A 25,641-nucleotide genomic window follows, 5' to 3' on the forward strand; every position below is an offset into this window, starting at 1 on the left:
GTTCGCGGCCTGTTAGTTCGCGGCCTGCAACGCGCCCGCGTCGACCTGCTCGACGAGGTGATTGACGGCTTCCTTGATCGCGAGATCGAGCACCTTGCCGTTGAGCGTGGAGTCGTACGACGCGGTGCCGCCAAAGCCGATGATCTCGCGGTTCGACAGGCTGTATTCACCGGCGCCCTGGCTCGAAGCGATCACCTCGGAGGTCGTCGTGTCGACGATGTTCAGGCTGACCTTTGCATACGCGACCTGGCTCTTGCCGCGGCCCAGAATGCCGAACAGTTGCTGATCGCCGACTTCCTTGCGGCCGAACTCGGTCACGTCGCCCGTGATCACATAGTTCGCACCCTTGAGCTTCTGCGCCTTGTTGGCGATTGCGGCTTCCTGTTTGATTTCGCCCAAGTTGTCGCGTTCGAGCACGGAGAAGCGGCGGCTCTGCTGCAGCGTGGTGACGAGGATGGTCTTCGCCTGGCTGCCGACACGGTCGATGCCGTCGGAGAAGATGCCGCGCATATAGCTCGAGCGGTTGTCGAACTTGCCGACGGCGACGAGTACCGGCTTGCCGGCATAAGGGACGTGTGCGCTACTGACTTCGGGCGTCGGCAGCGAGCGCGACGCCTCCGTCGCGCATCCGCTCAGTGCCGCGGCAACGAACGTGGCGACGAGCAACGCGGAGGGTTTGGATATCTTCAAGATAGTGATCCCGATCAAAGAATGGCTGGCGCTCCAGGGGCCTTCTGAATCGGGCGTGCTGCGTGCCGTGCTTCTATCCGACGCTCTGGTAACGCAACGTAAGATAACGGCACTTGTAAGCGCAACTTTAAAAAAGTGTCACTAAATGGGAATGGGCGCAGTGTGATCTGATTCACTGCGCATAGAACATGCGTGATGCGAGAAGCACTTAGCTGCTCGAAAAGTTTTTAGAAAAAGATCCGGCTCAGTCGTTGCCGGCCGTGTCGCCCATGCGTTTGAGCTGGGCGACGCGCGCACCGATGATATCGACTTGCGAGCGCGCGTCCATCAGCGGGACGGTCGCGTCGCGGTAGGCCGTCCACGCGCGTTGCGCGCGAGACAGCACCGGCCGCGTATGCGAAGGCAGCTTCGCATGCAGACGCCGGTAATAGCGGTTCAGGTCGAACATGGCGTGCTCGCACTGCGCGTCGAACGAGCAGGCGCGCGGGCGCTTCTTCGGGTCCTGCTTGCCGGCGTCCATCGCCGCCGCACGCAGCGCGAGCGCGCGGTCGCGCACCGGCTGCAACTGCATGTCGGCGACCGCGAGCTGGTACGACGTGCCGCGCGTCGTGGCGAGTATGTCGGCCAGCAACTTGCCGTCCGCTTCGCGCCAGGCCTTCCAGCGCTTCTGACTCTCTTCCCACTTCTTGCTCTGTGCGTCAGGTGCTTTCGATAGCAACTGCTGGAACGACTGGTCCATCGACGCCTGCCACGCGAGCCGCGCCGTGTCCATGCACTGCACCTGGCCGACCGCCGACGACATGTCGGCGCGCGCAAGACACGTGCGCATCGATGCGTCGATGGGATCGGCGGCGGCGACTTCGGCATGCGCCGCGCCGGGTGCAAACATCAGCGCGCTCGCCAGCGTCATTGCCGACGCGAACGCGCCCAACGCCGCCGGCGCGCCGACGCGCTCACGACCCCACAACCCGAAGCGCAGTGCCGTCTTCATCATTACGAATCGCGCACGCAATCGACGAAGTACTCGATGCGCCCGTTGATCGTCTCGCCGACCAGCCCGTGGATATCCGTATGGAAGCCCGGGAAGCGCTCGTTGAACTCGCGCGCGAAACGCAGGTAGTTGACGATGGTCCGGTTGAAGCGCTCGCCCGGAATCAGCAGCGGAATGCCCGGCGGGTACGGCGTCAGCAGGATCGACGTGACGCGGCCTTCGAGTTCGTCGATGGGCACGCGATCGATCTCGCGGTGTGCGAGCTTCGCGAAGGCGTCGGACGGCTTCATGGCAGGCTCCATGCTCGACAGGTACATCTCCGTCGTCAGACGCGCGATGTCGTTCGCGCGATAGACGCTGTGGATCTGCTCGCACAGATCGCGCAGGCCGATGCGCTCGTACGCGGGATGCTGCGCGACGAACTCGGGCAGCACGCGCCACAGCGGCTGGTTGTTGTCGTAGTCGTCCTTGAACTGCTGGAGTTCCGTGACCATCGAGTTCCAACGGCCCTTCGTGATGCCGATCGTGAACATGATGAAGAACGAGTACAGGCCCGTCTTCTCGACAATGATGCCGTGCTCTGCCAGATACTTCGTGACGATCGCGGCGGGAATGCCCGTCTCGCCGAATTCGCCGTCCACGTCGAGCCCCGGCGTGATGATCGTCGCCTTGATCGGGTCGAGCATGTTGAAGCCGTCCGCGAGCGGGCCGAAGCCGTGCCAGCGGTCGTTCGGACGCAGCATCCAGTCGTCGCGCGAGCCGATGCCCTCTTCCGCGAGCTCTTCCGGGCCCCAGACCTTGAAGAACCAGTCGTCCCCGTATTCGGCGTCGACCTTGCGCATCGCGCGGCGGAAATCGAGCGCCTCGGCAATCGATTCCTCGACCAGCGCCGTGCCGCCCGGCGGCTCCATCATCGCCGCCGCCACGTCGCACGACGCGATGATCGCGTACTGCGGGCTCGTCGACGTATGCATCAGATACGCCTCGTTGAAGCGGTGGCGGTCGAACGTGCTGTTCTCGCTGTCCTGCACGACAATCTGCGATGCCTGCGAAATGCCCGCGAGCAGCTTGTGCGTGGAGTGCGTCGCGAACACCAGCGCGCCCGTGCGCGGGCGACCCGCGCCGATTGCGTGCATGTCCTGATAGAACTCGTGGAACTCGGCGTGCGGCAGCCACGCTTCGTCGAAGTGCAGCGTGTCGAGCAGATCGCCGAGCAGATCCTTGATCATTTCGACGTTGTAGATCACGCCGTCGTACGTGCTCTGCGTGATCGTCAGGATGCGCGGCTTCAGGTTCGGGTTCTTCGCCAGCGCCTCGCGCGCGAACGGATTCGCCTCGATCTTCTTGCGGATGTTTTCCGGCTTGAACTCGTCGCGCGGAATCGGGCCGATGATGCCGAAATGATTGCGCGTCGGCGTCAGGAACACGGGGATCGCGTGCGTCATCGTGATCGCGTGGAGGATCGACTTGTGGCAGTTGCGGTCCACCAGCACGATGTCGCCCGGCGCTACTGTTGCGTGCCAGACGATCTTGTTCGACGTGGACGTGCCGTTCGTCACGAAGAACAGATGGTCGGCGCTGAAGATGCGCGCCGCGTTGCGTTCCGACGCCGCGACGGGGCCCGTGTGATCGAGCAGCTGGCCGAGTTCGTCGACGGCATTGCAGACGTCCGCGCGCAGCATGTTCTCGCCGAAGAACTGGTGGAACATCTGGCCGAGCGGGTTCTTCAGGAACGCGACGCCGCCCGAATGGCCCGGGCAGTGCCACGAGTACGAGCCTTCGTCCGCGTACTGCACCAGTTCCTTGAAGAACGGCGGCGCGAGCGAATCCAGATACACCTTCGCCTCGCGGATGATGTGCCGCGCGACGAACTCCGGCGTGTCCTCGAACATGTGGATGAAGCCATGCAGTTCGCGCAGGATGTCGTTCGGCAGATGGCGCGAGGTGCGCGTTTCGCCGTACAGGAAGATGGGGATGTCCGCATTGCGCTTGCGCACGGCCTCGACGAACGCGCGCAGATCGAGGATCGCGGGCGCGACGTCGGGCTTTTCACCGTCGCCGTTCTCGACGTAGGGCAGCAGTTCGTCGTCGTCGATCGACAGGATGAAGCACGACGCGCGGCTCGACTGCTGCGCGAACGACGTCAGATCGCCATAGCTCGTGAGACCCAGCACTTCCGCGCCTTCTTTCTCGATAGCCTCGGCGAGCGCCCGGATGCCGGAACCCGAGATGTTCTCGGAGCGGAAGTCCTCGTCGATGATGACGACGGGAAAACGAAACTTCATGTGCGATTCTCCAAAAAGAACGACCGCTGCTTCTGATGCGCAGCGGTCACCCGGATAGCTGGTGATTCAATGCGCGGTTGCGTTACGTCTTCGGTAACGTCACGCCATGCTGTCCTTGATATTTGCCGCCGCGATCCGCGTACGACACGTCGCAAATTTCGTCGCTTTCAAAGAACAGCACCTGCGCAACGCCTTCGTTCGCGTAGATTTTCGCAGGCAAAGGTGTCGTATTTGAGAATTCGAGCGTAACGTGCCCTTCCCATTCCGGCTCGAACGGCGTCACGTTGACGATGATGCCGCAGCGCGCATACGTCGATTTGCCGAGGCAAACCGTCAGCACGCTGCGCGGAATGCGGAAATACTCGACCGTGCGCGCGAGCGCGAACGAGTTCGGCGGAATGATGCAGACGTCGCCCTTGAAATCGACAAACGATTTCTCGTCAAAGTTCTTCGGATCGACGATGGTCGAGTTGATGTTCGTGAAGATCTTGAATTCGTCGGCGCAGCGGATGTCGTAGCCGTAGCTCGAGGTGCCGTAGCTGACAATCTTGCGACCGTCTTCCGTCACGCGCACCTGGCCTGGCGCGAACGGCTCGATCATCTTGTGCTCGGCGGCCATACGCCGGATCCACTTGTCGGATTTGATGCTCATAGGTACACGCTGCTGACGGGGTGAAATCGGGCCGGCTGACGCTTGCGCGCCGCTTTCGCAACGCGCGCCGCCGGACGAAAGGCGCTTATTTTACGCGAACATGGCGGGCGTGCCCGATGCGAGCTGAATCGTGTGCGCGGACGTGCCGCGCAATAGCGCGCGCCGGCTTGACAGCCATCGACGATGCAACACGGATAACGGCAGGAATTGAAGCGGAACAGGCGGAAGAGCGGGCGTTTGCATACCGCGCAAACGATTGGCGGACAAAAGGCGGTGGCGATGCAGTGCGAGCTGCGGCGGGTGAACGGTGCTGCTTACTGGCGGATCAGCCCGCACGCAAGCGCGGGGCCGGCGCCGTGTTGCGGATACGCGTAGGGATCGGACGCTTCGCGGTGGACCAGCACGGCGCGCTGCAGCACGGAACGCACGCCGTCGAGCGAGACATCGGGCGCCACGATGAAGCCCGCCGCCACGCCCGCCGCGTCCGCGTGGATATTGCCGAGATCGCCCTCGACGCGCGAGCCCGACTTCAGACGCTCCGCAGCTGGCGCGAACACGGCGCCCGCGCCGGCGCCGTCGGCGGAATTGCAATCGCCGCGTTCGTGCACCTGCAGCGCGTGATCGCTGTTCGGCGGCAAGCCCGTGAGGTTGTAGGTAACCTGAACACCGTCCGAACGCTCGATGAACGTGACCATGCCGCGCGCCTGGTTGCCCAGCGTCGGCAGCAGTTGCGCGTCAGCGCGTTTCTCCTGTGGCTTCATGAAGCCCATGCACCCTGACAACAGGGCGCTGGTCGCAGCCAGGACGACGATGGTCTTGATCGCCTCGCCGCCGATTCGTTTTCTCATGCGATCCTCTTGTCGAGCGCCGGCCGCCCCCGCGACCGCGTTGCCGGACCTGATGAAGCCGACATGATACCGCGAGCGGGGCCGCATTCAGACCCCTTTCTCCCCGCTCCTGAAGAGTTGTTCGACCCGTTGTTCAGTTGCCCCGCGCCGACTACCAGACTGGGGCATTTCGCGCCTTATGTGTTCTGCACGACGATGGTCGGGAACTTCGAGCTCATGTCGCGCGAGCGCTCGGCGATATGAATCGCGACCTTGCGCGCAATCGTCCGATAGATCTCCGCGATGCGGCCGTCCGGATCCGCTGCCACCGTCGGTGTGCCCGAGTCGGCCTGTTCGCGGATCGCGATGTCGAGCGGCAGGCTGCCGAGCACGTCGACGCCATATTCCTTCGACATGCGCTCCGCCCCGCCCGTCCCGAAGATATGCTCTTCGTGGCCGCAGTTCGAGCAGATGTGCAGGCCCATGTTCTCGACGATGCCGAGAATCGGAATGCCCACCTTCTCGAACATCTTCAAGCCCTTCTTCGCATCGAGCAACGCGATGTCCTGCGGCGTCGTGACGATCACGGCACCCGTCACGGGCACGCGCTGCGACAGCGTGAGCTGGATATCACCCGTGCCTGGCGGCATGTCGACGATCAGGTAGTCGAGATCTTTCCAGTTGGTCTGACGCAGCAACTGCTCGAGCGCGGACGTGGCCATCGGGCCGCGCCACACCATCGGGTTGTCCTGTTCGACCAGAAAGCCGATCGAGTTCGCCTGCACGCCGTGGCCCGCCATCGGGTTCATCGACTGGCCGTCGGGCGACTCGGGGCGGCCTTCGATGCCGAGCATCATCGGCAGCGACGGGCCGTAGATGTCGGCATCCAGAATACCCACCGACGCGCCTTCGCTCGCCAGCGCAAGCGCGAGGTTCACGGCCGTCGTGCTCTTGCCGACACCGCCCTTGCCCGACGCAACGGCCACGATATTCTTCACGTTCGGCAACAGTTTGACGCCGCGCTGCACGGTATGCGCAGCGATGTCCTGCGACACTTGCACGCGCGCCGATCCGACACCAGGCACCGCGCGCAGCGCGTTCTCGACGAGCGCACGAATCGCTTCGAACTGACGCCTGGCCGGATAGCCGAGTACCACGTCGACGCTGACCGTGGCACCATCGACGTTGACGTTCTTGAAGTTCTTCGCTGCCGCGAAGGGCTTCTGGGTGTTGGGGTCGGTGATGGCCGCGAGGGCCGCGTCTACCAAAGCCCGATCGATGCTCATTGAGTCTCCGTGGGAACGCTTGGCGAGGTGCGCGATCGAAGTCTGCGCCACACGCCTGAAATATTGAAAGAAATTGTTAGCCGGCATTGCCTAAAACCTGTCTCATTGGCACGCTTGCCGCGCAAGTTTTGCAATAGGGCCGAATCGTCGTCTGCTCAGTCGTCATTGTAGTGGCTGGCGCAGGGGCCTGCCGGAAGACCCTTTCCGGCTGTCGGCACGGTTCGCGAGCCCTTGCAACTGTCGACCGTTTAATTAAAGAGAGGAACCAGAATGAATGCAAAAATCATGACCCGTCTGTCGGCACTGGCTGTCGTCGGTGCGCTGCTCGGCGGCTGCGCGACCCAACAAGGCACGGACACGGCCGTCGGCACGGGCGTCGGCGCAGGCACGGGCGCCGCACTCGGCGCGATCTTCGGTGGCGGCAAGGGCGCTGCGATCGGCGCAGGCGTTGGCGCGGCTGTCGGCGGCGTCACCGGCTACAACTGGCAGAACATCAAGAACAAGCTGTCGGGCGCGACGAAGGGCACGGGCACGCAGATCACCGAGCAGCCGGACGGCTCGCTGAAGCTGAACATCCCGAGTTCGGTCACGTTCGACACGAACAGCTACGCGATCAAGTCGTCGTTCGCTCCCGTGCTGACGCAGGTTGCGCAAACGCTGAACCAGAACCCGGAAGTCGTCGCGCAAGTCGTCGGTCACACGGACAGCACGGGCCAGCCGGCGTACAACCAGACGCTCTCCGTCAACCGCGCGCAAAGCGTGGTGAACCAGCTCGCGCAAGACGGCGTCGCGCAGCAGCGCCTCGCGGCTTCGGGCATGGGCGCCAACCAGCCGATCGCCGACAACAACACCGAAGCAGGCCGCGCGCAGAACCGCCGCGTGGAAATCTACCTGCGCGCGATGGCGCAGCACGCGCAATAAGTTTTTCGGGGAAGGACAGACCAGAGTCGGAATCCGCCCGCCAGTTCGCCAAGCGCGTCGAAGCGAACCTCGGACGGGTCTCACAAGCTGATCGAAAAATTTTTCGAACTCTTGTGAAATTCCACGGTCTGTCTTTACGGTACGTGTGCGGCGATGCCGCCGCGTCACCATTCTCCTCTTGTCGTTGTTGTTCCGGGGCCTATAGCCCCGGTTTTTTTTGCCTGTTTTTTGCCCGTCTTTTGCCCGTCTTTCGCCAACCCCTGGCGTTCTTTCCGCAGGCGAGGCCTCCAAATTCCTCCTCGCATCGCGCGCAAGCCCGGCGCCATCATTCCCCACGCGCTGCCGCTAACAGTTCACACTGGTAAAATCGCCGATTCGGGCCGGTTCCGCGCGCGACGAGAGTCCGCGAAGCCGCGTTCGACACCCGAGCTGCATGAGCGGACACCCCGTCCATGCGGTCCTGGGCACAGCGCCGTCCGCTGACGCCGAAACGTCGTGACGGCCGCCCGTACCTTCCGCCAGTCCATAGACCCACATGTCAGCAACCGACGCCACCGCGGTTCAATCCGCGGACCTCACCGCCGCCGGCGCGCCGAAGGGCCGCCGCCAGATCCTCGTCACGTCTGCCCTGCCGTACGCGAACGGGCAAATCCATATCGGCCATCTGGTCGAATATATCCAGACGGACATCTGGGTCCGCGCGCTGCGAATGCACGGGCACGAGGTCTACTACGTCGGCGCCGACGACACGCACGGCACCCCGATCATGCTGAAGGCTGAGCAGGAAGGCATCACGCCGAAGCAGCTGATCGAACGCGTGTGGCTGGAGCACAAGCGCGACTTCGACAACTTCGGCATTTCGTTCGACAACTACTACTCGACGGATTCCGAGGAAAACCGCGTGCTGTCCGAATCGATCTACACGGCGCTCCAGGCGGCCGGCCTGATCGAAGCGCGCGACATCGAGCAGGCGTACGACCCCGTCAAGGAAATGTTCCTGCCGGACCGCTTCATCAAGGGCGAGTGCCCGAAGTGCCACGCGAAGGACCAGTACGGCGACAACTGCGAAGTGTGCGGCTCGACCTATCAGCCAACCGAGCTGATCAATCCGTATTCGGTGGTGTCAGGCGCGACGCCCGTCAAGAAGACGTCGACGCACTACTTCTTCAAGCTGTCCGATCCGCGCTGCGAGAATTTCCTGCGCGGCTGGGTCGGCGGCCTCGCGCAGCAGGAAGCGACCAACAAGATGCGCGAATGGCTCGGCGACGCGGGCGAAGCGAAGCTCGCCGACTGGGACATCTCGCGCGACGCGCCCTACTTCGGCTTCGAGATTCCCGGGGCGCCGGGCAAGTATTTCTACGTGTGGCTGGACGCGCCCGTCGGCTACTACGCGAGCTTCCGCAATCTGGCGGAAAAGCGCGGCCTCGATTTCGATGCGTGGGTGCAGAAGGGCTCGACGACCGAGCAGTATCACTTCATCGGCAAGGACATCCTGTATTTCCACACGCTGTTCTGGCCGGCGATGCTCGAGTTCTCGGGTCACCGCACGCCGACCAACGTGTTCGCGCACGGCTTCCTGACCGTCGACGGCGCGAAGATGTCAAAGTCGCGCGGCACCTTCATCACGGCCAACAGCGTGATCGAAACGGGCATGAACCCGGAATGGCTGCGCTACTACTTCGCGGCCAAGCTGAACAGCACGATGGAAGACATCGACCTGAACCTGGAAGACTTCCAGGCGCGCGTAAACAGCGACCTCGTCGGCAAGTACGTGAACATCGCGAGCCGCGCGGCGGGCTTCCTGATCAAGCGCTTCGACGGCCGCGTGCAGGACAGCGCGATGCAGCATCCGCTGCTCGCGTCGCTGCGCACTGCCATTCCGCAGATCGCCGCGCATTACGAAGCACGCGACTACGGCCGCGCGCTGCGTCAGACGATGGAACTTGCGGACGCCGTCAACGCGTACGTCGATACAGCCAAGCCGTGGGATCAGGCGAAGGACCCGGCCAATGCCGTCGCGCTGCACGAGACGTGCAGCGTGTCGCTCGAAGCGTTCCGGCTGCTGTCGCTGGCGCTCAAGCCCGTGCTGCCGAAGGTAATCGAAGCGGCCGAATCGTTCCTCGGCATCGAGCCGCTGACGTGGTCGCATGCGAATACGCCGCTGAGCTCGGCGCGCGCGATCAACGCGTACAAGCATCTGATGACGCGCGTCGACCCGAAGCAGATCGACGCGCTGCTCGCCGCCAACCGCGGCTCGCTGCAGCCGACTGCGTCGCCCGAAGCCCAAGCCGCTGATGCCAAGACCAAGGCCAAGGCGCACGCGAAAGCGACTGCTGCCGCGCACGGCGACGCGCAGGCGAAGCCCGACAACAGCGGCATCATCTCGATCGACGATTTCGCCAAGATCGATCTGCGCATCGCGAAGATCGTCGACTGCCGCGCGGTGGAAGGCTCGGACAAGCTGCTGCAACTGACGCTCGACGTCGGCGAAGAGAAGACGCGCAACGTGTTCTCGGGCATCAAGTCCGCGTATCAACCGGAACAGTTGGTCGGCAAGCTGACGGTGATGGTCGCGAACCTCGCGCCACGCAAGATGAAATTCGGGCTGTCGGAAGGCATGGTGCTCGCGGCATCGGCGGCTGACGAAAAGGCCGAACCGGGCATCTACGTGCTCGAACCGGATAGCGGCGCGAAGCCCGGCATGCGCGTCAAGTAAAGCCGAAGCCACAATATTCCGGCGCGGCCCAAGCGCCCACGCAAAAAGCACGTCTCCCGACGTGCTTTTTTTCGCCCCTACGACCGCGCTTTTGCAGCGGGTTCCTTTCTCAAAATAAGACTCCTCCTAGATTCATCCACAGCGAATTCTTCGAAAATCGAGATCGCTTTATGAGACGTGCGCCGCCGGCCTCTTACGCAGACGGCACGCGCCTCACGGTGGATGCATCAGCCACGCCGCCGCGCCTTCCGCCTTCCATTGAACATGACGCGCTCGCGCAATCCGAGCCGCTTCCACAGAGCATTGACATGAGCACTGAATTCTCCCTCGACCGGTTCGAATCCCTCGTTGCTGCGCGCGATCACGACGCCGCGAACGAAGAGTTGATCGTGTTGTTCAACACATTGGCCTCGAACCGCAGCAGACTGCCGGGCGTCGAACTGGCGCTCGCCGACCCCACCCAACCCGCCAGCGAAGAAGGCGCCCGGACGCTGCAACGCATCACGAACGCGATCACCGCTCTCCTCTCCGATCCGCAATTCCAGCTGAACGAAAAGCAGTTCAACCAGCTGTTCTCCGCCCGCCATTTCCTCAACATGCTGTTCGTCGCGTCGGCGTATGGCAACACGGACCACATTCTGCGCGCGCTGCTCGCCGACGCCGGCGAAGCGCCCACCGCCGACGTCGCGAAAGCGCTGATCAGAAAGCAAATCGTGCTGTACACCGTCGAATCGGAATACGACATCGATCTCGCCGACATGGCAAAGAGCGATCCCGTGCTGGCAACGAGCCTCGGCATGTCGGTCGTCAGTTCGGCCGTGGTGATTTCGCCCGCGGCGCACGCCAAGCGCGAACGTCTGATCGAATGGCTACCCAGCGCCCTCGAAACCATCGAAGATCTCGACGATCTGGCCGGCCCGGCCGTCTGCGGCGCGTACATGCATTGCAGCTATTCCGACCTGCCGAACCGGCACGCGATCAAGCGAGGCATCAGCCGACTCGTGCGCAAGAAGCTGGGCACGCTCGGCCTGCTCGAACACGAAGCCGAAGTCGGCCGCGTTGCAACGCCCGAGGCGGCGGCAGCGCGCGGCGAGCGCAAACCGTTGATGGTCGTCGTGCTCGAATGGTTCAACGGCGGCCACTCGATCTATCGCACGCATTCGCGCACGATGCTCGCCGCGCGCGAGCGCTTCGAAGTCGTTGCGTTCGGCGAAGCGCAGCACGTGGACGAAGCAGGACGCGCGGTGTTCGACCGCTTCATTCCGTTCGAACATCCCGAATATGTCGGCGAGATCGTCCGGCAGGTGCGCGACTTCGCACTCGAGAATCAGGCGGCCGTGCTGTACATGCCGAGCGTCGGCATGTTCCCGCATACGGTCTTCATGACGAACGTGCGCGTCGCGCCGCTGCAGATCGCCGCGCTCGGCCATCCCGCGACGATGCACGCCGAATGCATCGACTATGTGAGCGTCGAGGAAGACTTCGTCGGCGATCCCGCGTGCTTCAGCGAAAAGCTGATGCAATTGCCGAAAGACGGCCAGCCGTATGTGCCATCCAAACTGCTCACCGACGTCACGCCGAGCCTCCCGAAGCGCGGCGAGTTCATCAATATCGCCGTGACGGCGAGCGCCATGAAGCTGAATCCGCGCTTTCTCGACGCGTGCCGCCGCATCATCGAAACGGCAGGCATCCCGGTGGGCTTCCACTTCATGACGTCCTGGGCCGAAGGTCTCGATATCGCGTACGTGCGCCGTCTGGTCGAGGCCGCGCTGCCGCTCGAAAACGTCGTGGTGTACGGCGGAATGAGCTATCCGGCCTATCTGAGGGTGATCAACCTGATGGACATGTTCGTGAGCCCGTTCCCGTTCGGCAACACCAACGGCATCGTCGATGCGTTCACGCTCGGCTTGCCCGGCGTCAACCTGTGCGGCCGCGAGGTCTTCGAGCATATCGACAGCGGTCTGTTCGGACGCACGGGCATGCCCGACTGGCTGACCACGCATTCCGTCGACGAATACGTGCGCGCAGCCGTGCGGCTTGCCACGCAGCATGAGGAGCGCGAAGCGTTGCGCCGCAAGATGATCGAGACGAAAGCCGTCGAACGGATTTTCGAGGGGCGGCCCGAAGCGTTTGGCCGGAATGTGCTGGCACTCGTGAACGCACAGGCGCAGGGCCACGTGAAGTTGCAGACTCAAGCCTGACCACGTGAAAGCGACGTAGCACGTCGACATCGGTCTCCAGCCAGAAACCGGCCGGGCGCTCGCCGCCCCGCCGGTTTTTTTATCACCACCGCAGCCGGTCGAAGCGCCGCGTGTATTGCAGATCCATCCCCTGGAACGTGCCGCCATACACGGCCACCGACCAGTAACGCGTCAGGTTCACCGTCGCCTTGATCGCGTTGCTCGCCGACTGCAAACCCTGTTCGTAGCCGATCACGAGCCATTCGCTCATCGCCTTCGACACCATCACGACCTGCGGATCGGTCAGCCCCACTTCGCTTCGTCCGATCGAGAACTCGTCGAGCCCGAACTCCTGCGCGATACGCTTGCCGCTCGCGCTGCCGAGCAACGCGAGCGCCGTCGTCATCGTGCTTTGCTGGCCGACGTTGTTGCCCTGATCGGTGCCGTGTCCGAACAGCAGCCACGACAGCTTTTCGTTGTCGGGCACGTTCGGCTCCGACACCAGCTTCGCGACGGGCGACTGGATCGTGCCCGTCACCTGCACGCCCGCTTCGACCTGCTGGTTGCGGCGCATCGCGAGAATATTGATGCCCGGGTTCGCAACCGGTCCGTTGAACGTGAAGAAGCCGTTCTCGATGCCGAGCTTGCGACCGAACGCGGTGTATGTCGAACCTTCCGTCACGCGCACGTTGCCCACCGCCCGCAGCGGCAGATTCGGCGCGGACAGCGCCGTGATCGTGCCGCGCAGGCCGACGTCCGCCCCCTGGCCGCGGAAGCGGAATTTCTGGCCGAGATCGATATCGATGTTCGCGCGCGGCGCAAACGCGCCGACGGGCTTGTTCGAATTGCCGACTTCCTGCGGCTTGCCGCTCGCCACCGATCCATCCGGACGCACCACCACGACGTCGTCGCCCAGCCGCGGCTCGGACTTGTCGGGCATATCGAAGAGGGCATGATCGATGACGAACTTGCCCTTGATCGCGAGCCCGCCCTGCGTGCCCGCGTTGGCGACGCTCGCGCTGCCCGACATCGTCAGTTGCCGGTCCGGCGACGCGAACAGTTCGAGCTGATCGGCGACGATGCTCGCCGTCAGATCGGGCTCGGTGTTGTCGAGGCGCACGCGGCCCGTTGCGCGCAGCGTGCCCGTCGCGCCGTGGAACTCGACCTGCTGGAAATCGACGAGGTTCTCCGATAGCGCGATGCGCACCACGCCGTCCTTCAACTGCACGCCGAGATCGACGAGCGTCGCGGACAAACCGTCGCCAACCAGCGATCCAGACAGATTCGGCTTCGCGACCGTGCCGCCGAGCGCGAGCTTCAGCGCCAGGTGGCCGTCGAGCAGATAGCTCGGCCCGAACAGGCCGCCCGTCGTCTTCAGCGACGGCACGTTCGCGTTGATCGAGCCCGACAGCGGCCCTTCGTCGTTGACTGCCAGCACGCCGTCGCGCGGCACGAGCGTCGTGTGCGCGGACGCGTCGACCACGCCGATACGGCTCGCCTGCGCATGCACGGTCGCGTTCAACTGGTTGCCGCCGCTGAAGTCCGCGCGCGCCGCGACGTCGGTGATGCCGAGCGGCGCGAAGCCGCGTCCCACTTCGATCGTGATGTCGCCGCCGCGCCGCTTCAGTTCGATATGGCCCGTCGCCGTCTCGCCGAGCGCAAAGTCCCAGTCGCCGTCGAACACGAGGTCCGTCTTCAAGGTCGACGGCACGCCCGTGAACTCCTGGCGCAGTTCGAGCATGCGCGCCACCGACACGCCCGTCAGCGTACCCACCGACTTGATGCGCCCGTGATCGAGCGCAAACGACTTCAGGTCGAGCAGCGAGCCTTCCAGCGTGAGCCGCGTCGGGCCGAGCGTCACGCGCTGGCCGCCCGCGCTGACGGTCAGCGGCGTCTCCATGTTCAGTGCGGGTGTGCCCTTGTTCGACAGGCGCGTGACGGTGCCGTCCCAGTGCGTGCCGTCACGCGCATCGGTGAGCTTGCCGTTCGCAGCCACGGCGAGATCGAGCGGCCGGCCTTGCAGCGTGCCCTTCGCGGCGGCGTCGAGCGTGTGCTTCGCGCGCGTGCCGTTCAGGTGCGCGGTCAGCGTGTTCAGTTCGACGCCCGCCGTGCTGATATTGCGCGCATCCGTCGTGAAGACCATCGCGCCGTTCGCGCCGTCGCGGATCTCGGCGTGCCCTTCGGCGTGCCCGACCTTGTTCGCGCCGAACACGACGCTGTCGGCCTTGTAGTCGAGCGCGACATTCGGATGCTCGAAAGTGCCCGTCACGTCGCCCTGCGCCGCGACCAGGCCGGCGAGACCGAAGCCGAGGCGCTCCAGTTCGGGCGCGTCGATATGAAAGCGCAGCCGGTCGCCGCGCGCGCCGAAGCTGCCTTGCAGATCGACCTGATTGCCCGCCACCGACAGATTCGCGCGGCTCGGCAGAATGCGCGACCCCGCCAGTTGGATGACGCCGCTGCCCGTCATCGGCAAGCCGTCGTAGACGCTTTCGCCGAGACGGAACTCGGCCTTTGTCGTGAAAGTTGGTGCGAGCAAGCCCGCCGCCGTTAGCGTGCCGTTCACGCGCGCTTCGATCTTGCGCGACGCGGGTGCCTTCACGGGCGCGTTCGGCGCGCTCACCTGAGCGCGCTTGTCTTTGCCCTTGCCTGAGCCGCTGGTAGTGGCGGGCGCCGCCGCGCGCGACGGCGTTTGCGTCGTCAGCGACAGCGGATCAAAGTCCGTCAGCGTCGCCTTCAGGTTATACGTGGAACTGGCGTCACGCTTGATCGCGCCGTTCAGGTCGATACGCCCTTTGCCTGAACTCACGCGCACGTCGTTGAAACTGGTGCGCGCGGGATCGAGCGTGACCTTGCCCTGCACGCGCAGCGCCGCCTTCGGATCGTTCAGATCGAGCGTGACGCTCTGCACGTCGTCGTTCAGCCGTATAGAGACAGGGCCGCCGAACTGCGTCGGCCGCACGCTCGCTTGCAGCGCGTTCAGATCGAGCTTTGCGACCTTCAGGTCGAACTGGCCGCGCTTGCCCATCAGCGCGCCGCCGCCCGTGACGGTCGCTTCCTTGATCAGACGCACGTTGAGGTTCGAGACGCGCTGCGCCTTGGCGTCGAGCTGCACGTCGGCGCGCGCGTCGATCAGCGGCAGCAGATGCGCGTCGATTGAGCCTGGCTTTGCGTTCACGATCGACACCTGGCCTTGCACCGCAAAGCCCGGCGAACCATGGGCGGCGTCTGCCTGCGCCTGAGAGGCTGCGAGCGGCGCGCTTGCCGCACTCGCGAGGACTGCCGAACTTGCCGCGTGGCCCGCTTTTGGCGAACTGGCCGAACTGGCTGCACGTGCAGATTTCACCACGCTCGCCGTACTGGCCGCACGCCCTGATTTCACCGCGCTCGCCGATCTCGCCGTACGCGCAGATTTCACCGCGCTTGCCGAACCTGCCGAACTCGCCGCCGCAACCGTGCTCGCAGCCGCCACGGCACTCGCCACGTCCGCCCCACTCGCCGGCACCACACGCCCCGCCGCGTCCCGCTGCACCGGCTGCAACTCCGCGCGCACGGCGAGATCGGCCAGCGGCGCACCGGGCGCGAAGGCTTGCGGATTGACGTGATCGAAGACCAGCGTCGCGCGTTGCAATGGCACCTCCGCGAACGGCGTCGCCTCGACGCGCGCGTGGCCCGTCAGCTTCATCCCCGATGCGTCGAGCTCCGCGATCAACGTTTCGAGCGAGCCAGAAAGATGCGCGCGCACCTGAACGGCTTCGTCGTTGACCTTGCCCGAATAGCCCGCGTCGCCTGTCAGCGGAAACGGCCGCACGCCGTCGAGCTTCGCCGCTGCCGTCACCGCGCCGAACGGCGTGTCGAGGCGATCGACGGAAGCCTCGTGATGGCGCCCGTCGCTGCGCCCATGAAACAGCAGCCGCGCGTACTCCGAGGTGGATGCACCCTCGTGCAGGATCAGCTTCTCGACGCTCAGATCGCGCACAGCCAGTTGCAGCGGCAAACGCAGATCCTTTGGCAGGCTCATCGGCTCGGACTTCGACGTGGACGGCGCGATGCGCGCATCGACGGTGCCGATATGCAGATAATCGACGACGAAACGCCACGGCTTGTCGGACAGCGCCCATTTCCCGTCGATGCGGTCGACGCGAATGTCCGTGCCGCTCCCGTCGAGGCTGCGCCAGCGCACGTCGCGCATATGCAGCCCCGTCGCGATCGCGCCGCCGTCGAGCTTGCCTTCGAGCTGGCCGTGCAGCAGCTTCACCGCCGTCTGCCACGCGTATGCGGTGCCGCGTTCGGTGACGACCACGCCGTACAGCAGCCCGCCGACCAGCGCAACGAGCACCGCCGGCACGGTGATCGCCCACACGATCTTCGTCCACAAACGCCGCCGCTTCCTCGGCGGCGGCGTGTCCGAACCGTCCGGACCGCCCGGCGGAAGGCCGCCCCGCGGCTCTCCGCCAGGCGGTGCGCCGCCGGACGGATGGTCGGATGGGTTCTCGGATGGGTCCGTCGTCATGCTCAAAAAGTGTCGTCGATTCAGTGTGATGTCAGAACGCGATACCAAGCGTCAGATACGGCCGCACGCTGCGGTTACGCGTGCCGTACGCGACATCGATGTTGACCGGGCCAACGGGGCTGCGCCATCGCGCGCCCAGGCCGACGCCCGGATAGAAGACTTTCTCGCCCCACGCGTCGGTGGCCGTGCCGATGTCGAAGAACGCGGCCGCGCCCCAGTCGCGGTTGAACCAGTGCTGATATTCGGAAGTGGCCGTCACGAGGTACTTGGTCGGCAGAATCGAGCCGCCGACGTTGTTACCGATGCTCTGATACGCGTAGCCGCGCACCGAGTTCGACCCGCCCGCGCGGAACAGCAGCGACGCGGGCACGCCGCTCGACGGCCCGCTCGTGAACACGCCGCCCAGTTCCGCGCGAAACAGGACAAGGTCGCGCGCGCCGACGGGCAAGTATTGCTGGCCGCGCGCATAGCCGCGAATAAAGGTCTGGTCGGTCGCTACACCCTTGACGGCAAACCCCGCCTCGACGTGGATCAGGTTGCCCGAGCGCGGAAACAGCGGGTCGTCGGTGTTGCGGCGCGTCCATGACCATCCGGGCACGAGCGCGCGGCTCGTGGTCGGCGCCTGGGTATTCTGGTCCAGCCTGTCCTGGTAGTAGAGCAGCGAGTAAGCGTAGTCGATGTACTGCGACGTCCGCGTGCGCTGCACGCCCGCGCGCAAGCTGTAGATGCGCGTGTCGGACACGTTGGTGCTGGTGTACGACACGAGCGCGCTGTTGGTCCAGCCGCGCAGGCCCGGCGGCATCGCAAGCGTCACCTGGCCGTACTGCTGGATCTGGTCGAGCCGGCCAGCGACGGTAAACGGCCAGGCCGCGCCGAACGTGTCGAGATACGAATACGAGCCCTGCACATGCGCGCCCGTGTCCGTCGAATAGCCGACGCCGCCGCGCACACTGTTGTACGGAAACTCGCTGACCTTTACGTGCAGGGGGGTGTCGAGCGGCTTTTCCGTGTCGTTGCCGACATCGATCGCGACGCTCGCGTAGTACGGCGTGTTCTGCAACTGGCGCTGCAGCTCGGTCACGCGCTGGACATCGTAGACTTCACCCGGCGAGATCGGATTCACGTTCCTGACGATACGTTCGGGGTATCGCCGCGTGCCCGACACATCGAGCTGGCCCATCGTGAACGTGGGGCCGCTGTCGTAGGTGACTGACAGCTTCGCGTCGTGCGTGCGCGGATCGATCCGCGCTTCCGAGCGCGAGATTTTCGCGCCCAGATAGCGGCGCGACTGCAGCGCCTTGAGCGACGCATCCTTCGCGTCGTCCCAACTCGTCTGCGTGAACGGTTCGCCCTCGTGCAGCGAGAACGCAAAGCGCGTCTTGTTTTCCTGCTCGGGGTCTTCCGTCAGCACGGGGCCGCGAAACGACAGTGAAATCGACGAAATGGTCGTGCGCGGGCCGGGATCGACGGAGACGCGCACGACCTTTTTGCCGTCGATGGTGCGCACATCGGTTCGTACGATAGGCGTGAAATAGCCTTGCGTCGACGTCAGATCGCGCACCTGCTGCGGCGTCGCCGTCACGAGGAAGTCGAATTGCTCGGGGCTGATGTCCTCGCGTTTCGCGAAGCGGGAAATGTCCAGATGCTCTTCGAGCAGCTTGCGCAACGAGCGCGGCTCCGCTTCCACGTCGACCTCGTAAGTCGGCTTGGCGCGCGCGGCATGGGCGTGCGTCGTGGCGAGCAGCAGCACGCAGAACCCGCACGACAGACATGCGCGCAGCAGCATCGCCGCAAACGATGCGCGTTGCATCGCGCGACGGCCCGTCACGGTGCTTTCGTTGCGATGCTTGCGCGACCGCTCGATGGCCCACCCCGCCAAACGCGACCTCCGGCTCTTATTGACCATTGTTGAAGAATGCCGACACCCGGCCCGCTTGGGCGCAGGGGGAACGAGCGCTATTTGAACACATCGGCGCCCCAGCGCCATTTACGGGATACGCCGCGGCCACGGGCGCCGCACGTGGCCCTGAGGCGGCACGGTGCAACGAGCGCCCGCCTTGGACGCCGCCGGCCGCCCACGGTTCCGCCAGGTTCCGCCGACTTTTCGCTTGGCGTTGGCGAGCTTGCGGTAAAATCCTGTTCTGCACGAGCGGCCCCGCGTCATCAGCACGTCGGGGCGCCGTCATCTTCATTCACGGACGTCGAGCCATGTATCAATCGGATATCACGCAGTTCCTGAATCAACTGAAGTCGCAAAAGCCCACCCTGGAAGAAGAGCAGCGCCGCGGCCGCTCGCTGCTGTGGGACAAGCAGCCGATCGACCTCGACGAGCGTGCAGCCAATCAGGAAGCACGCGTGAAGCAGAACTCGTACGTCTACTACCAGAACTTCTAAGTGACCATCGCCGACGAGGCCCGCGCCGCTTCGGGACAGCCCGACGCAGCGCTCGCCGCGCCCGCTACCGATTCGACGCCCAACACCGTCGACGGCATCGCTTTCGCTCGCCTGTACGGCGAGCCGCTCTTCAAGCTGCCGCAGGATCTCTACATCCCGCCCGACGCGCTCGAAGTCTTTCTGGAGACGTTCGAAGGCCCGCTGGATCTGCTGCTGTACCTGATTCGCAAGCAGAACTTCAACGTGCTCGACATTCCGATGGCCGAAGTCACGAACCAGTATCTCGGCTATGTCGAACAGTTGCGCAAGACCAATCTCGAACTCGCCGCCGAATATCTGCTGATGGCCGCGATGCTCATCGAGATCAAGTCGCGCATGCTGCTGCCCGTGAAGAAGGCGGACACGGGCGACGAAGCGGAAGACCCGCGCGCCGAACTGGTCCGCCGTCTGCTCGAATACGAGCAGATGAAGCTGGCCGCGCAGCGTCTGGACCAGTTGCCGCAACTCGGACGCGATTTCCTGCGCGCCGAGGTGTATATCGAGCAAAGCATCACGCCGCGCTTCCCGGACGTGAACACGGACGACCTGCGCTCCGCGTGGGCCGACGTGATCAAGCGCGCCAAGCTCGTCCAGCATCACAGGATTTCGCGCGAAGAGCTGTCCGTGCGCGAGCACATGAGCGTGATCCTGCGCAGGCTGCAGGGCGCGCGCTTCATGGAGTTTTCCGAACTGTTCGACACGACACGTGGCGTACCCGTCGTCGTCGTGAACTTCATCGCGATGCTCGAACTGTCGCGTGAATCGTTGATCGAGATCACGCAAGCCGAGCCGTTCGCGCCGATTTACGTGCGGCTGGCCTATCTGCCGGCCTGACGGGCTGTCGGCCGCGCGCGGGGACGTCATTGCAGCACGCCTTCTTCCCGCTGTCGCAGCCGTTCACGGAACCGAAACGAAGCTTTCCGGACGCCGTACCGCGTGGCCTCGCGTGGCTTATCCAGCCCGCGTTCCGTTCCAATATCCGGGATTCCAGGCGTTTACCCCGCCGCCCAAACTCGGTGCAGCACGACAATAAATCCACTACAATCCCGCGCTCGAAGCCAGCCTACCGGACGACCTGCGCCGGGCTTCAGATGGATTTCCCGACACTGCGCGCACCGTCGCGTGAACGAGACAACCGCGAGCCTCGCGGCCGCCTGCCAGCGGTCGGCGTGACTCACAACATTGCCCGATCATGAAAGTCATCAGCTCGATCCAGGAATTGCGCGACCAGTTGCGCGGCCAGAACCGCACCGCCTTCGTGCCGACGATGGGCAACCTCCACGAGGGCCATCTGTCGCTGATGCGCCTCGCGCGCCAGCACGGCGACCCGGTGGTGGCGAGCATCTTCGTGAACCGCCTGCAGTTCGGACCGAACGAAGACTTCGACAAGTATCCGCGCACGCTCCAGGACGACATCGACAAGCTGCAGAAGGAAAACGTCTACGTGCTGTTCGCGCCGACGGAGCGCGACATGTACCCGCAGCCGCAGGAATACCGCGTGCATCCGCCGCACGATCTCGGCGACATCCTCGAAGGCGAGTTCCGGCCCGGCTTCTTCACGGGCGTCTGCACGGTCGTGATGAAGCTGATGTCGTGCGTACAGCCGCGCGTCGCCGTGTTCGGCAAGAAGGATTACCAGCAGTTGATGATCGTGCGCGCAATGACCGAGCAGTTCGCGCTGCCGTGCGACATCATCGCCGCCGAAACCGTGCGCGATGCCGACGGCCTCGCGCTCAGCTCGCGCAACCGCTTTCTGAGCGAGGCCGAGCGCGCCGAGGCGCCGATGCTCGCCGTCGCGCTCGCCCGCGTGCGCGAAGGCGTGCTGTCGGGCAATCGCGACTTTGCGAAGCTGGAGCAGGAAGCTGTGGCGTCGCTGGCTGCGCGCGGCTGGAAGCCGGACTACATCGCGATCCGCAAGCGTTCGAACCTCGTCGCGCCCGCCGCGCACGAGCTGGACGCGCCGCTCGTCGTGCTTGCCGCCGCGAAGCTCGGCGCGACGCGCCTGATCGACAACCTTGAAATCTGACGGCCAGAAGGATTAGCCATGCAACGCAACATGCTGAAGTCGAAGATTCACCGCGCCGTGGTCACGCACTGCGAACTGCACTACGAAGGCTCGTGCGCGATCGACGAGAACCTGCTCGAAGCGGCGAACATCGTCGAAAACGAGCGCATCGACATCTGGAACATCAACAACGGCGAGCGCTTCTCGACGTATGCGATCAAGGGCGAGCGCGGCAGCGGCATGATCTCGCTGAACGGCTCGGCGGCGCGGCGCGCGCAACTGGGCGACCTGGTGATCATCGCGGCGTTCGCGAACGTCGACGAGGAAGAATTGAAGGCGGGCTGGAAGCCCGATCTGGTGTTCGTCGACGAAAACAACGTGATCAAGGGCAGCCGCGACCACGTGCCGACGCAAAGCTGGAGCTGATCGCTCCGCTGCCTGAATCATCTGCACGACATCACTAAAGGCGCTTGCGACAAGCGCCTTTAGTCTTTTTTGCCGCCGCCCTTCCCGTGCGCGGCCTTCCCGTCGACCCACGACGTGATCGACGCCCACTGCTCCAGATCCTTTTCGACACGGCTCTTCGCGACGTCCCACAGCGTCAGGCCGTGCGCCGCGAGTTGCACGTAGTTCTGCGTGTCGCGCAGATAGCCGAGCACGGGCAGATCGAGCCCTTCGACGAATCGATGCAGCTGGTCCGCCGACTTCGTGCGCGCGTCCACCCGCATGCCGACCACGCCGATTTCGATTGCGCCCTTGCGCACCGCTTTCTCCTTGGCGAGGCGCTCGAGAAATTCCTTGGTCGCGAGAATATCGAAGATGGACGGCTGCAGCGGCACGATCACCTTGTCCGCCAGCGACAACGCCAGGTTCAGCCGGTTGCCGTGCAGTCCGGCGGGCGTGTCGATCACGGCCTGCTCGAGGCCTTTGGGCGGCTTCGCGGGCGCATCGGGGTCGACCTCCCAGGTTTCGATGGCCGGCAGGGTTTCCGGACGCAGATCGAGCCATGCGTGCGCGGACTGCTGCCGGTCGAGGTCGGCGAGCGCGACCCATTGGCCTTCCGCCGCGAAATAGCCAGCCAGATTGGTCGACAGCGTGCTCTTGCCCACGCCGCCCTTTGGATTCGCCACCACGATCACCGTCATGAATTCTCCCGGGAAGATGGCTGGCGCTGGCCAGCCGGTTTGCCGCTCGACTTCCGGCCCGCCCGCGCGTTGCGGCTCGCGGCGACGGTCCGTGCCGTTCCGTTGCCTGTGCATGCGGCATGGCCGATTGGTTCCAGCCGTTGATAATATCGGCAAAACCCGTCAGGCCGAAGTCCCTACGCGCCTGAGGGACGCTTCCAGCCCTTTTTTTCGAGAATCATGACCATGAGCAAACTTCGCAGCGAATACACGATCGACCGGCTTCACGAACGCCAGAAAGGCTCGCTGCCGGGCTTGCTGGGCGTACGCGTCACTGGCCTGGAAGAAGGCGTGCTGACGGCCGAACTGACCGTGCGCAGCGAGCTGCTCGCGCCGAACGGCTTCCTGCATGCGGCCACCGTGATCGGTCTCGCCGATACCGCCTGCGGCTACGCGTGCCTCGCGCATCTGCCCGACAACGCGCGCAATTTCACGACGATCGAGCTGAAGAGCAATTTTCTCGGGACTTCGACGGAAGGCACGATCCGCGCCGTCGCGAAGGCCGTGCATCTGGGCCGCAGCACGCAGGTGTGGGACGCGACCGTGACGGGGCCTGACGGCAAGACGATGGCGCTGTTTCGCTGCACGCAGATTGTGCTGTACTGATACGTCGTTGACGCGGCGCGCCACCATGACGATTTACGACAAATCCCGTCCCGGCCCGCGCGTATGATCGGATGCGCCAGCGTCGTTGCAGCGGCGCATCCCTCATTCCAGCGACATGTCCTCTCAACTTCCGACCTTTGAAGCCGCGCTAGAGGCGCACCACGCCGGCCGCTATGACGAAGCCGAACGCGGCTACCGCGAAACGCTCGAAAGCAACCCGCATGCACCCGATGCGCTACGCCTGCTGGGCGTCGTGTTATCGGTGCGCGGCATGTGGATCGAAGCCGAAGCGCTGCTTCACCGTTCGATCGCGCTGAGAGAAGACCCGCTGTGCCTTGGCAATCTTGCGGAACTACTGCTGAAGCGCAATCGGACGCAAGAGGCCTATGCAATCTGCCACCGCGCCCTCGATATCGATCCGGACTGCGCGTTCGCCCATTTCCAGCTCGCCGCAATCCTGCACGAGGATTTACGCGTCGAAGAGGCCGAAGCCGCGTATCGGCGTGCAATCGAGGTCGAACCTCAGTTCCTTGCCGCGCATAACAATCTTGGCAACCTGCTAGCGAGCGTCGGTCGGCTGGACGAAGCCGTTGTCACGCTGCGCGTGGCGCTCGAACTCGACGGCAACTATATCCACGCGCTATACAACCTCGGCATGGCGTTGCTGCGTAGCGCGCGACCCGTCGAATCCGAAGCCGTGTTCCGCCGCGCGCTCGCCGTGCAACCCGATCATCGCGACGCTCTGCACAATCTCGGCACCGCGCTCAAGCTCCAGGGCCGCTACGATGAAGCCGAAGCCGCCTATCGTCAGACGCTCGCGCTCGCGCCGGACTTTGCCGATGCCCGCTGGAATCTTGGTGTCCTGCTGCTCACGCAAGGCCGCCTCGAAGAGGGCTGGCCGCATGCCGAAGCCCGACTTGCCCAGCGGCGCAAACCGGACGCAGCTCCGCCGCCTGAGGGCACGCGTCAATGGCTGGGAGAATCGCTGGAGGGGAAGTCGCTCGTGTTGTGGCACGAGCAAGGATATGGCGACTGCGTGCAGTTCGCGCGTTATGCGCCGTTCCTGAAGAGGCTCGGCGTGCGTCATCTGACGCTGATGTGCCCTGCGCCACTGAAGCCGCTGATGGACACGATAGGCGGTGTGAACGAGATCAGAACCCATACCGCCGGCCTCCCCCCGCACGACTACTGGGCGTACCCGCTGAGCCTCCCGCTGCGGTTCGGCACCACGCTCTCCACGATTCCCGCCGCGCTGCCTTATCTCCATGCGTTGCCGGAGCGCATCGAGCGCTGGCGCGCGCACCTGTCCGTTGGAAGCGGGCTGAAGGTCGGGCTGGTCTGGAAAGGCTTCGCGGAAAACCAGCATGACGCCACACGCTCGGTTCCCGGTCTCGCGCCGCTCGCGCCATTGTGGACGGTGCCCGGCGTGACGTTCTTCAGTCTACAGAAAGGCCAGGGCGAGACGGACGCCACCGCGCCGCCCGCTAACCAGCCCATCGTGCATCTGGGCTCCACCATCGAGGATTTCGCCGATACAGCGGCCATCATCACGCAACTGGACCTGCTGATCACCGTGGACACGGCAGCTGCGCACATCGCGGGCGCGCTCGGCAAGCCGTGCTGGCTGATGCTGCCGCACGACTGGACTGACTGGCGCTGGCTGCTGGAACGGGACGACTCGCCGTGGTATCCGGGCGTGATGCGCCTCTTCCGGCAATCGGATGCGCGAAACTGGCGGGAAGTGGCCGAACGCATCGCGGATGCGCTACGGCAAGGGCGCAAATGATTCAGCGGGCAAGCGGCGCGTCAGTCGCGCACCGGCTTGCCCGCGCCGCATCGCTCGATGCTTCAGGCCGCCTTGCGCGCCTGCCCGATCGACGCCGCCTTCACGCCACCCACTGCATACAGCCCATTGCCGAGCAGCGACTGAACGATGAGGGTGACCGCCCAGAACGCCGGGTACTCCCAGCCGCCATGCGGCGACGCGAAGCCCCAGCCGTTCGGCAGATGCACCGACAGCGCGCCGAGCATGAACGGCAACAGCACCAGCGCGACCCAGCGGACCTGCACGCCGAGCAGCAGCGCGATGCCGCCGGCCAGCTCGACGAAGGCCGTCAGATAGCCGAGCCAGCCCGGATAACCGATCGACTGGAAGAATTGCGCCGTGCCCGGCAGCGTGAAGACGAAGATTTTCTGCAGGCTGTGCGCCAGGTACAACACGGCTAGCGCGACGCGCAGGATCGTGGCGGCAAGCTCGGGTTTGCTGTCGACGGTCGGGTTCATGTCGGTTCCTTAGGATCGGGTTGACCGCGCGGAATGCGCCGTCGATGGAACGGACTTTATTCGAACCCATGC

The 25,641-nt window shown here is 64.5% G+C and carries 19 protein-coding genes; 9 read left to right on the top strand and 10 right to left on the bottom strand.

What is annotated here, in order from left to right; all coding sequences use genetic code 11:
- Window positions 1-12 precede the first annotated feature (12 nt).
- The 6 genes from C2L65_RS11405 to apbC form a co-directional block, all read right to left on the bottom strand.
- The gene (locus C2L65_RS11405; RefSeq protein WP_042314872.1) at window positions 13-690 is read right to left on the bottom strand and encodes a CsgG/HfaB family protein; all 678 of its coding nucleotides are present in this window, start codon (window positions 688-690) and stop codon (window positions 13-15) included.
- Window positions 691-934: 244 nt separating this feature from the next.
- Window positions 935-1,684: a lysozyme inhibitor LprI family protein gene (locus C2L65_RS11410; RefSeq protein ID WP_042314863.1), complete on the bottom strand. Its 750-nt coding sequence runs from the start codon at window positions 1,682-1,684 to the stop codon at window positions 935-937.
- Entirely contained in the window at window positions 1,684-3,966 is a 2,283-nt protein-coding gene (locus C2L65_RS11415) for an arginine/lysine/ornithine decarboxylase (protein WP_007738247.1), read from the bottom strand. The genes C2L65_RS11410 and C2L65_RS11415 overlap by 1 nt, the downstream gene beginning before the upstream one ends.
- Before the next feature lie 82 nt (window positions 3,967-4,048).
- Complete coding sequence (dcd, locus tag C2L65_RS11420) at window positions 4,049-4,618, bottom strand: dCTP deaminase (RefSeq protein WP_007588601.1); 570 nt, start codon at window positions 4,616-4,618, stop codon at window positions 4,049-4,051.
- A gap of 314 nt (window positions 4,619-4,932) precedes the next feature.
- Complete coding sequence (locus tag C2L65_RS11425; RefSeq protein WP_042314871.1) at window positions 4,933-5,466, bottom strand: superoxide dismutase family protein; 534 nt, start codon at window positions 5,464-5,466, stop codon at window positions 4,933-4,935.
- A 176-nt stretch (window positions 5,467-5,642) separates the two neighbouring features.
- The gene (gene apbC, locus C2L65_RS11430; RefSeq protein WP_042314870.1) at window positions 5,643-6,731 is read right to left on the bottom strand and encodes an iron-sulfur cluster carrier protein ApbC; all 1,089 of its coding nucleotides are present in this window, start codon (window positions 6,729-6,731) and stop codon (window positions 5,643-5,645) included.
- Between the two features lie 270 nt (window positions 6,732-7,001).
- Here apbC and C2L65_RS11435 point away from each other — a divergent pair, with 270 nt between their 5' ends.
- The 3 genes from C2L65_RS11435 (at window position 7,002) to C2L65_RS11445 (ending at window position 12,569) form a co-directional block, all read left to right on the top strand.
- Window positions 7,002-7,652: a YiaD family glycine zipper/OmpA-like lipoprotein gene (locus C2L65_RS11435; protein ID WP_042314862.1), complete on the top strand. Its 651-nt coding sequence runs from the start codon at window positions 7,002-7,004 to the stop codon at window positions 7,650-7,652.
- Between the two features lie 535 nt (window positions 7,653-8,187).
- Window positions 8,188-10,368, top strand: a complete 2,181-nt coding sequence (gene metG / locus C2L65_RS11440; protein WP_042314861.1) for a methionine--tRNA ligase — start codon at window positions 8,188-8,190, stop codon at window positions 10,366-10,368.
- Window positions 10,369-10,676: 308 nt separating this feature from the next.
- The gene (locus tag C2L65_RS11445) at window positions 10,677-12,569 is read left to right on the top strand and encodes an adhesin (protein WP_233446454.1); all 1,893 of its coding nucleotides are present in this window, start codon (window positions 10,677-10,679) and stop codon (window positions 12,567-12,569) included.
- A gap of 82 nt (window positions 12,570-12,651) precedes the next feature.
- Here the strand turns inward: C2L65_RS11445 and C2L65_RS11450 are convergent, their stop codons facing one another.
- Complete coding sequence (locus C2L65_RS11450) at window positions 12,652-17,058, bottom strand: translocation/assembly module TamB domain-containing protein (protein ID WP_042314859.1); 4,407 nt, start codon at window positions 17,056-17,058, stop codon at window positions 12,652-12,654.
- 31 nt (window positions 17,059-17,089) lie between these two features.
- Window positions 17,090-18,844: an autotransporter assembly complex protein TamA gene (locus C2L65_RS11455; RefSeq protein ID WP_427910157.1), complete on the bottom strand. Its 1,755-nt coding sequence runs from the start codon at window positions 18,842-18,844 to the stop codon at window positions 17,090-17,092.
- Between the two features lie 422 nt (window positions 18,845-19,266).
- Between C2L65_RS11455 and C2L65_RS11460 the strand changes: the two genes are divergently transcribed.
- The 4 genes from C2L65_RS11460 to panD all read left to right on the top strand — a co-directional run bounded on the left by C2L65_RS11460 (window position 19,267) and on the right by panD (window position 21,922).
- Window positions 19,267-19,452 carry a DUF3460 family protein gene (locus C2L65_RS11460; RefSeq protein ID WP_007588593.1) on the top strand — a complete coding sequence of 62 codons (186 nt, stop codon included), beginning with the start codon at window positions 19,267-19,269 and terminating at the stop codon, window positions 19,450-19,452.
- On the top strand, window positions 19,453-20,325 hold the full coding sequence (locus C2L65_RS11465) for a segregation and condensation protein A (protein WP_007738241.1): 873 nt from the start codon (window positions 19,453-19,455) through the stop codon (window positions 20,323-20,325). It abuts the gene before it with no gap.
- Between the two features lie 358 nt (window positions 20,326-20,683).
- Window positions 20,684-21,517, top strand: a complete 834-nt coding sequence (gene panC / locus C2L65_RS11470; protein ID WP_042314857.1) for a pantoate--beta-alanine ligase — start codon at window positions 20,684-20,686, stop codon at window positions 21,515-21,517.
- 18 nt (window positions 21,518-21,535) lie between these two features.
- The gene (gene panD / locus C2L65_RS11475; protein WP_007588587.1) at window positions 21,536-21,922 is read left to right on the top strand and encodes an aspartate 1-decarboxylase; all 387 of its coding nucleotides are present in this window, start codon (window positions 21,536-21,538) and stop codon (window positions 21,920-21,922) included.
- Between the two features lie 59 nt (window positions 21,923-21,981).
- On the opposite strand, the gene C2L65_RS11480 is transcribed toward panD, so the two are convergent.
- The gene (locus tag C2L65_RS11480) at window positions 21,982-22,641 is read right to left on the bottom strand and encodes a ParA family protein (protein ID WP_007588586.1); all 660 of its coding nucleotides are present in this window, start codon (window positions 22,639-22,641) and stop codon (window positions 21,982-21,984) included.
- 225 nt (window positions 22,642-22,866) lie between these two features.
- Here C2L65_RS11480 and C2L65_RS11485 point away from each other — a divergent pair, with 225 nt between their 5' ends.
- A complete protein-coding gene (locus tag C2L65_RS11485) occupies window positions 22,867-23,286 on the top strand; it encodes a PaaI family thioesterase (RefSeq protein ID WP_042314856.1) in 420 nt (139 codons plus the stop codon).
- Window positions 23,287-23,401: 115 nt separating this feature from the next.
- Window positions 23,402-25,072 carry a tetratricopeptide repeat protein gene (locus C2L65_RS11490; RefSeq protein ID WP_052427011.1) on the top strand — a complete coding sequence of 557 codons (1,671 nt, stop codon included), beginning with the start codon at window positions 23,402-23,404 and terminating at the stop codon, window positions 25,070-25,072.
- Window positions 25,073-25,134: 62 nt separating this feature from the next.
- Here the strand turns inward: C2L65_RS11490 and C2L65_RS11495 are convergent, their stop codons facing one another.
- The gene (locus C2L65_RS11495) at window positions 25,135-25,569 is read right to left on the bottom strand and encodes a DoxX family protein (protein WP_007588581.1); all 435 of its coding nucleotides are present in this window, start codon (window positions 25,567-25,569) and stop codon (window positions 25,135-25,137) included.
- Window positions 25,570-25,641 lie beyond the last annotated feature (72 nt).

Source organism: Paraburkholderia terrae (assembly GCF_002902925.1).
GTDB lineage: Bacteria > Pseudomonadota > Gammaproteobacteria > Burkholderiales > Burkholderiaceae > Paraburkholderia > Paraburkholderia terrae.

What these genes read in the sequence shown, in the direction of transcription:
- C2L65_RS11410 (WP_042314863.1), bottom strand. Translation starts at nt 1,684, where the DNA reads ATGATGAAGACGGCACTGCGCTTCGGGTTGTGGGGTCGTGAGCGCGTC.
- C2L65_RS11415 (WP_007738247.1), bottom strand. Translation starts at nt 3,966, where the DNA reads ATGAAGTTTCGTTTTCCCGTCGTCATCATCGACGAGGACTTCCGCTCC.
- dcd (WP_007588601.1), bottom strand. Translation starts at nt 4,618, where the DNA reads ATGAGCATCAAATCCGACAAGTGGATCCGGCGTATGGCCGCCGAGCAC.
- C2L65_RS11425 (WP_042314871.1), bottom strand. Translation starts at nt 5,466, where the DNA reads ATGAGAAAACGAATCGGCGGCGAGGCGATCAAGACCATCGTCGTCCTG.
- apbC (WP_042314870.1), bottom strand. Translation starts at nt 6,731, where the DNA reads ATGAGCATCGATCGGGCTTTGGTAGACGCGGCCCTCGCGGCCATCACC.
- C2L65_RS11435 (WP_042314862.1), top strand. Translation starts at nt 7,002, where the DNA reads ATGAATGCAAAAATCATGACCCGTCTGTCGGCACTGGCTGTCGTCGGT.
- metG (WP_042314861.1), top strand. Translation starts at nt 8,188, where the DNA reads ATGTCAGCAACCGACGCCACCGCGGTTCAATCCGCGGACCTCACCGCC.
- C2L65_RS11445 (WP_233446454.1), top strand. Translation starts at nt 10,677, where the DNA reads ATGAGCACTGAATTCTCCCTCGACCGGTTCGAATCCCTCGTTGCTGCG.
- C2L65_RS11450 (WP_042314859.1), bottom strand. Translation starts at nt 17,058, where the DNA reads ATGACGACGGACCCATCCGAGAACCCATCCGACCATCCGTCCGGCGGC.
- C2L65_RS11455 (WP_427910157.1), bottom strand. Translation starts at nt 18,844, where the DNA reads ATGCTGCTGCGCGCATGTCTGTCGTGCGGGTTCTGCGTGCTGCTGCTC.
- C2L65_RS11460 (WP_007588593.1), top strand. Translation starts at nt 19,267, where the DNA reads ATGTATCAATCGGATATCACGCAGTTCCTGAATCAACTGAAGTCGCAA.
- panC (WP_042314857.1), top strand. Translation starts at nt 20,684, where the DNA reads ATGAAAGTCATCAGCTCGATCCAGGAATTGCGCGACCAGTTGCGCGGC.
- panD (WP_007588587.1), top strand. Translation starts at nt 21,536, where the DNA reads ATGCAACGCAACATGCTGAAGTCGAAGATTCACCGCGCCGTGGTCACG.
- C2L65_RS11480 (WP_007588586.1), bottom strand. Translation starts at nt 22,641, where the DNA reads ATGACGGTGATCGTGGTGGCGAATCCAAAGGGCGGCGTGGGCAAGAGC.
- C2L65_RS11485 (WP_042314856.1), top strand. Translation starts at nt 22,867, where the DNA reads ATGAGCAAACTTCGCAGCGAATACACGATCGACCGGCTTCACGAACGC.
- C2L65_RS11490 (WP_052427011.1), top strand. Translation starts at nt 23,402, where the DNA reads ATGTCCTCTCAACTTCCGACCTTTGAAGCCGCGCTAGAGGCGCACCAC.
- C2L65_RS11495 (WP_007588581.1), bottom strand. Translation starts at nt 25,569, where the DNA reads ATGAACCCGACCGTCGACAGCAAACCCGAGCTTGCCGCCACGATCCTG.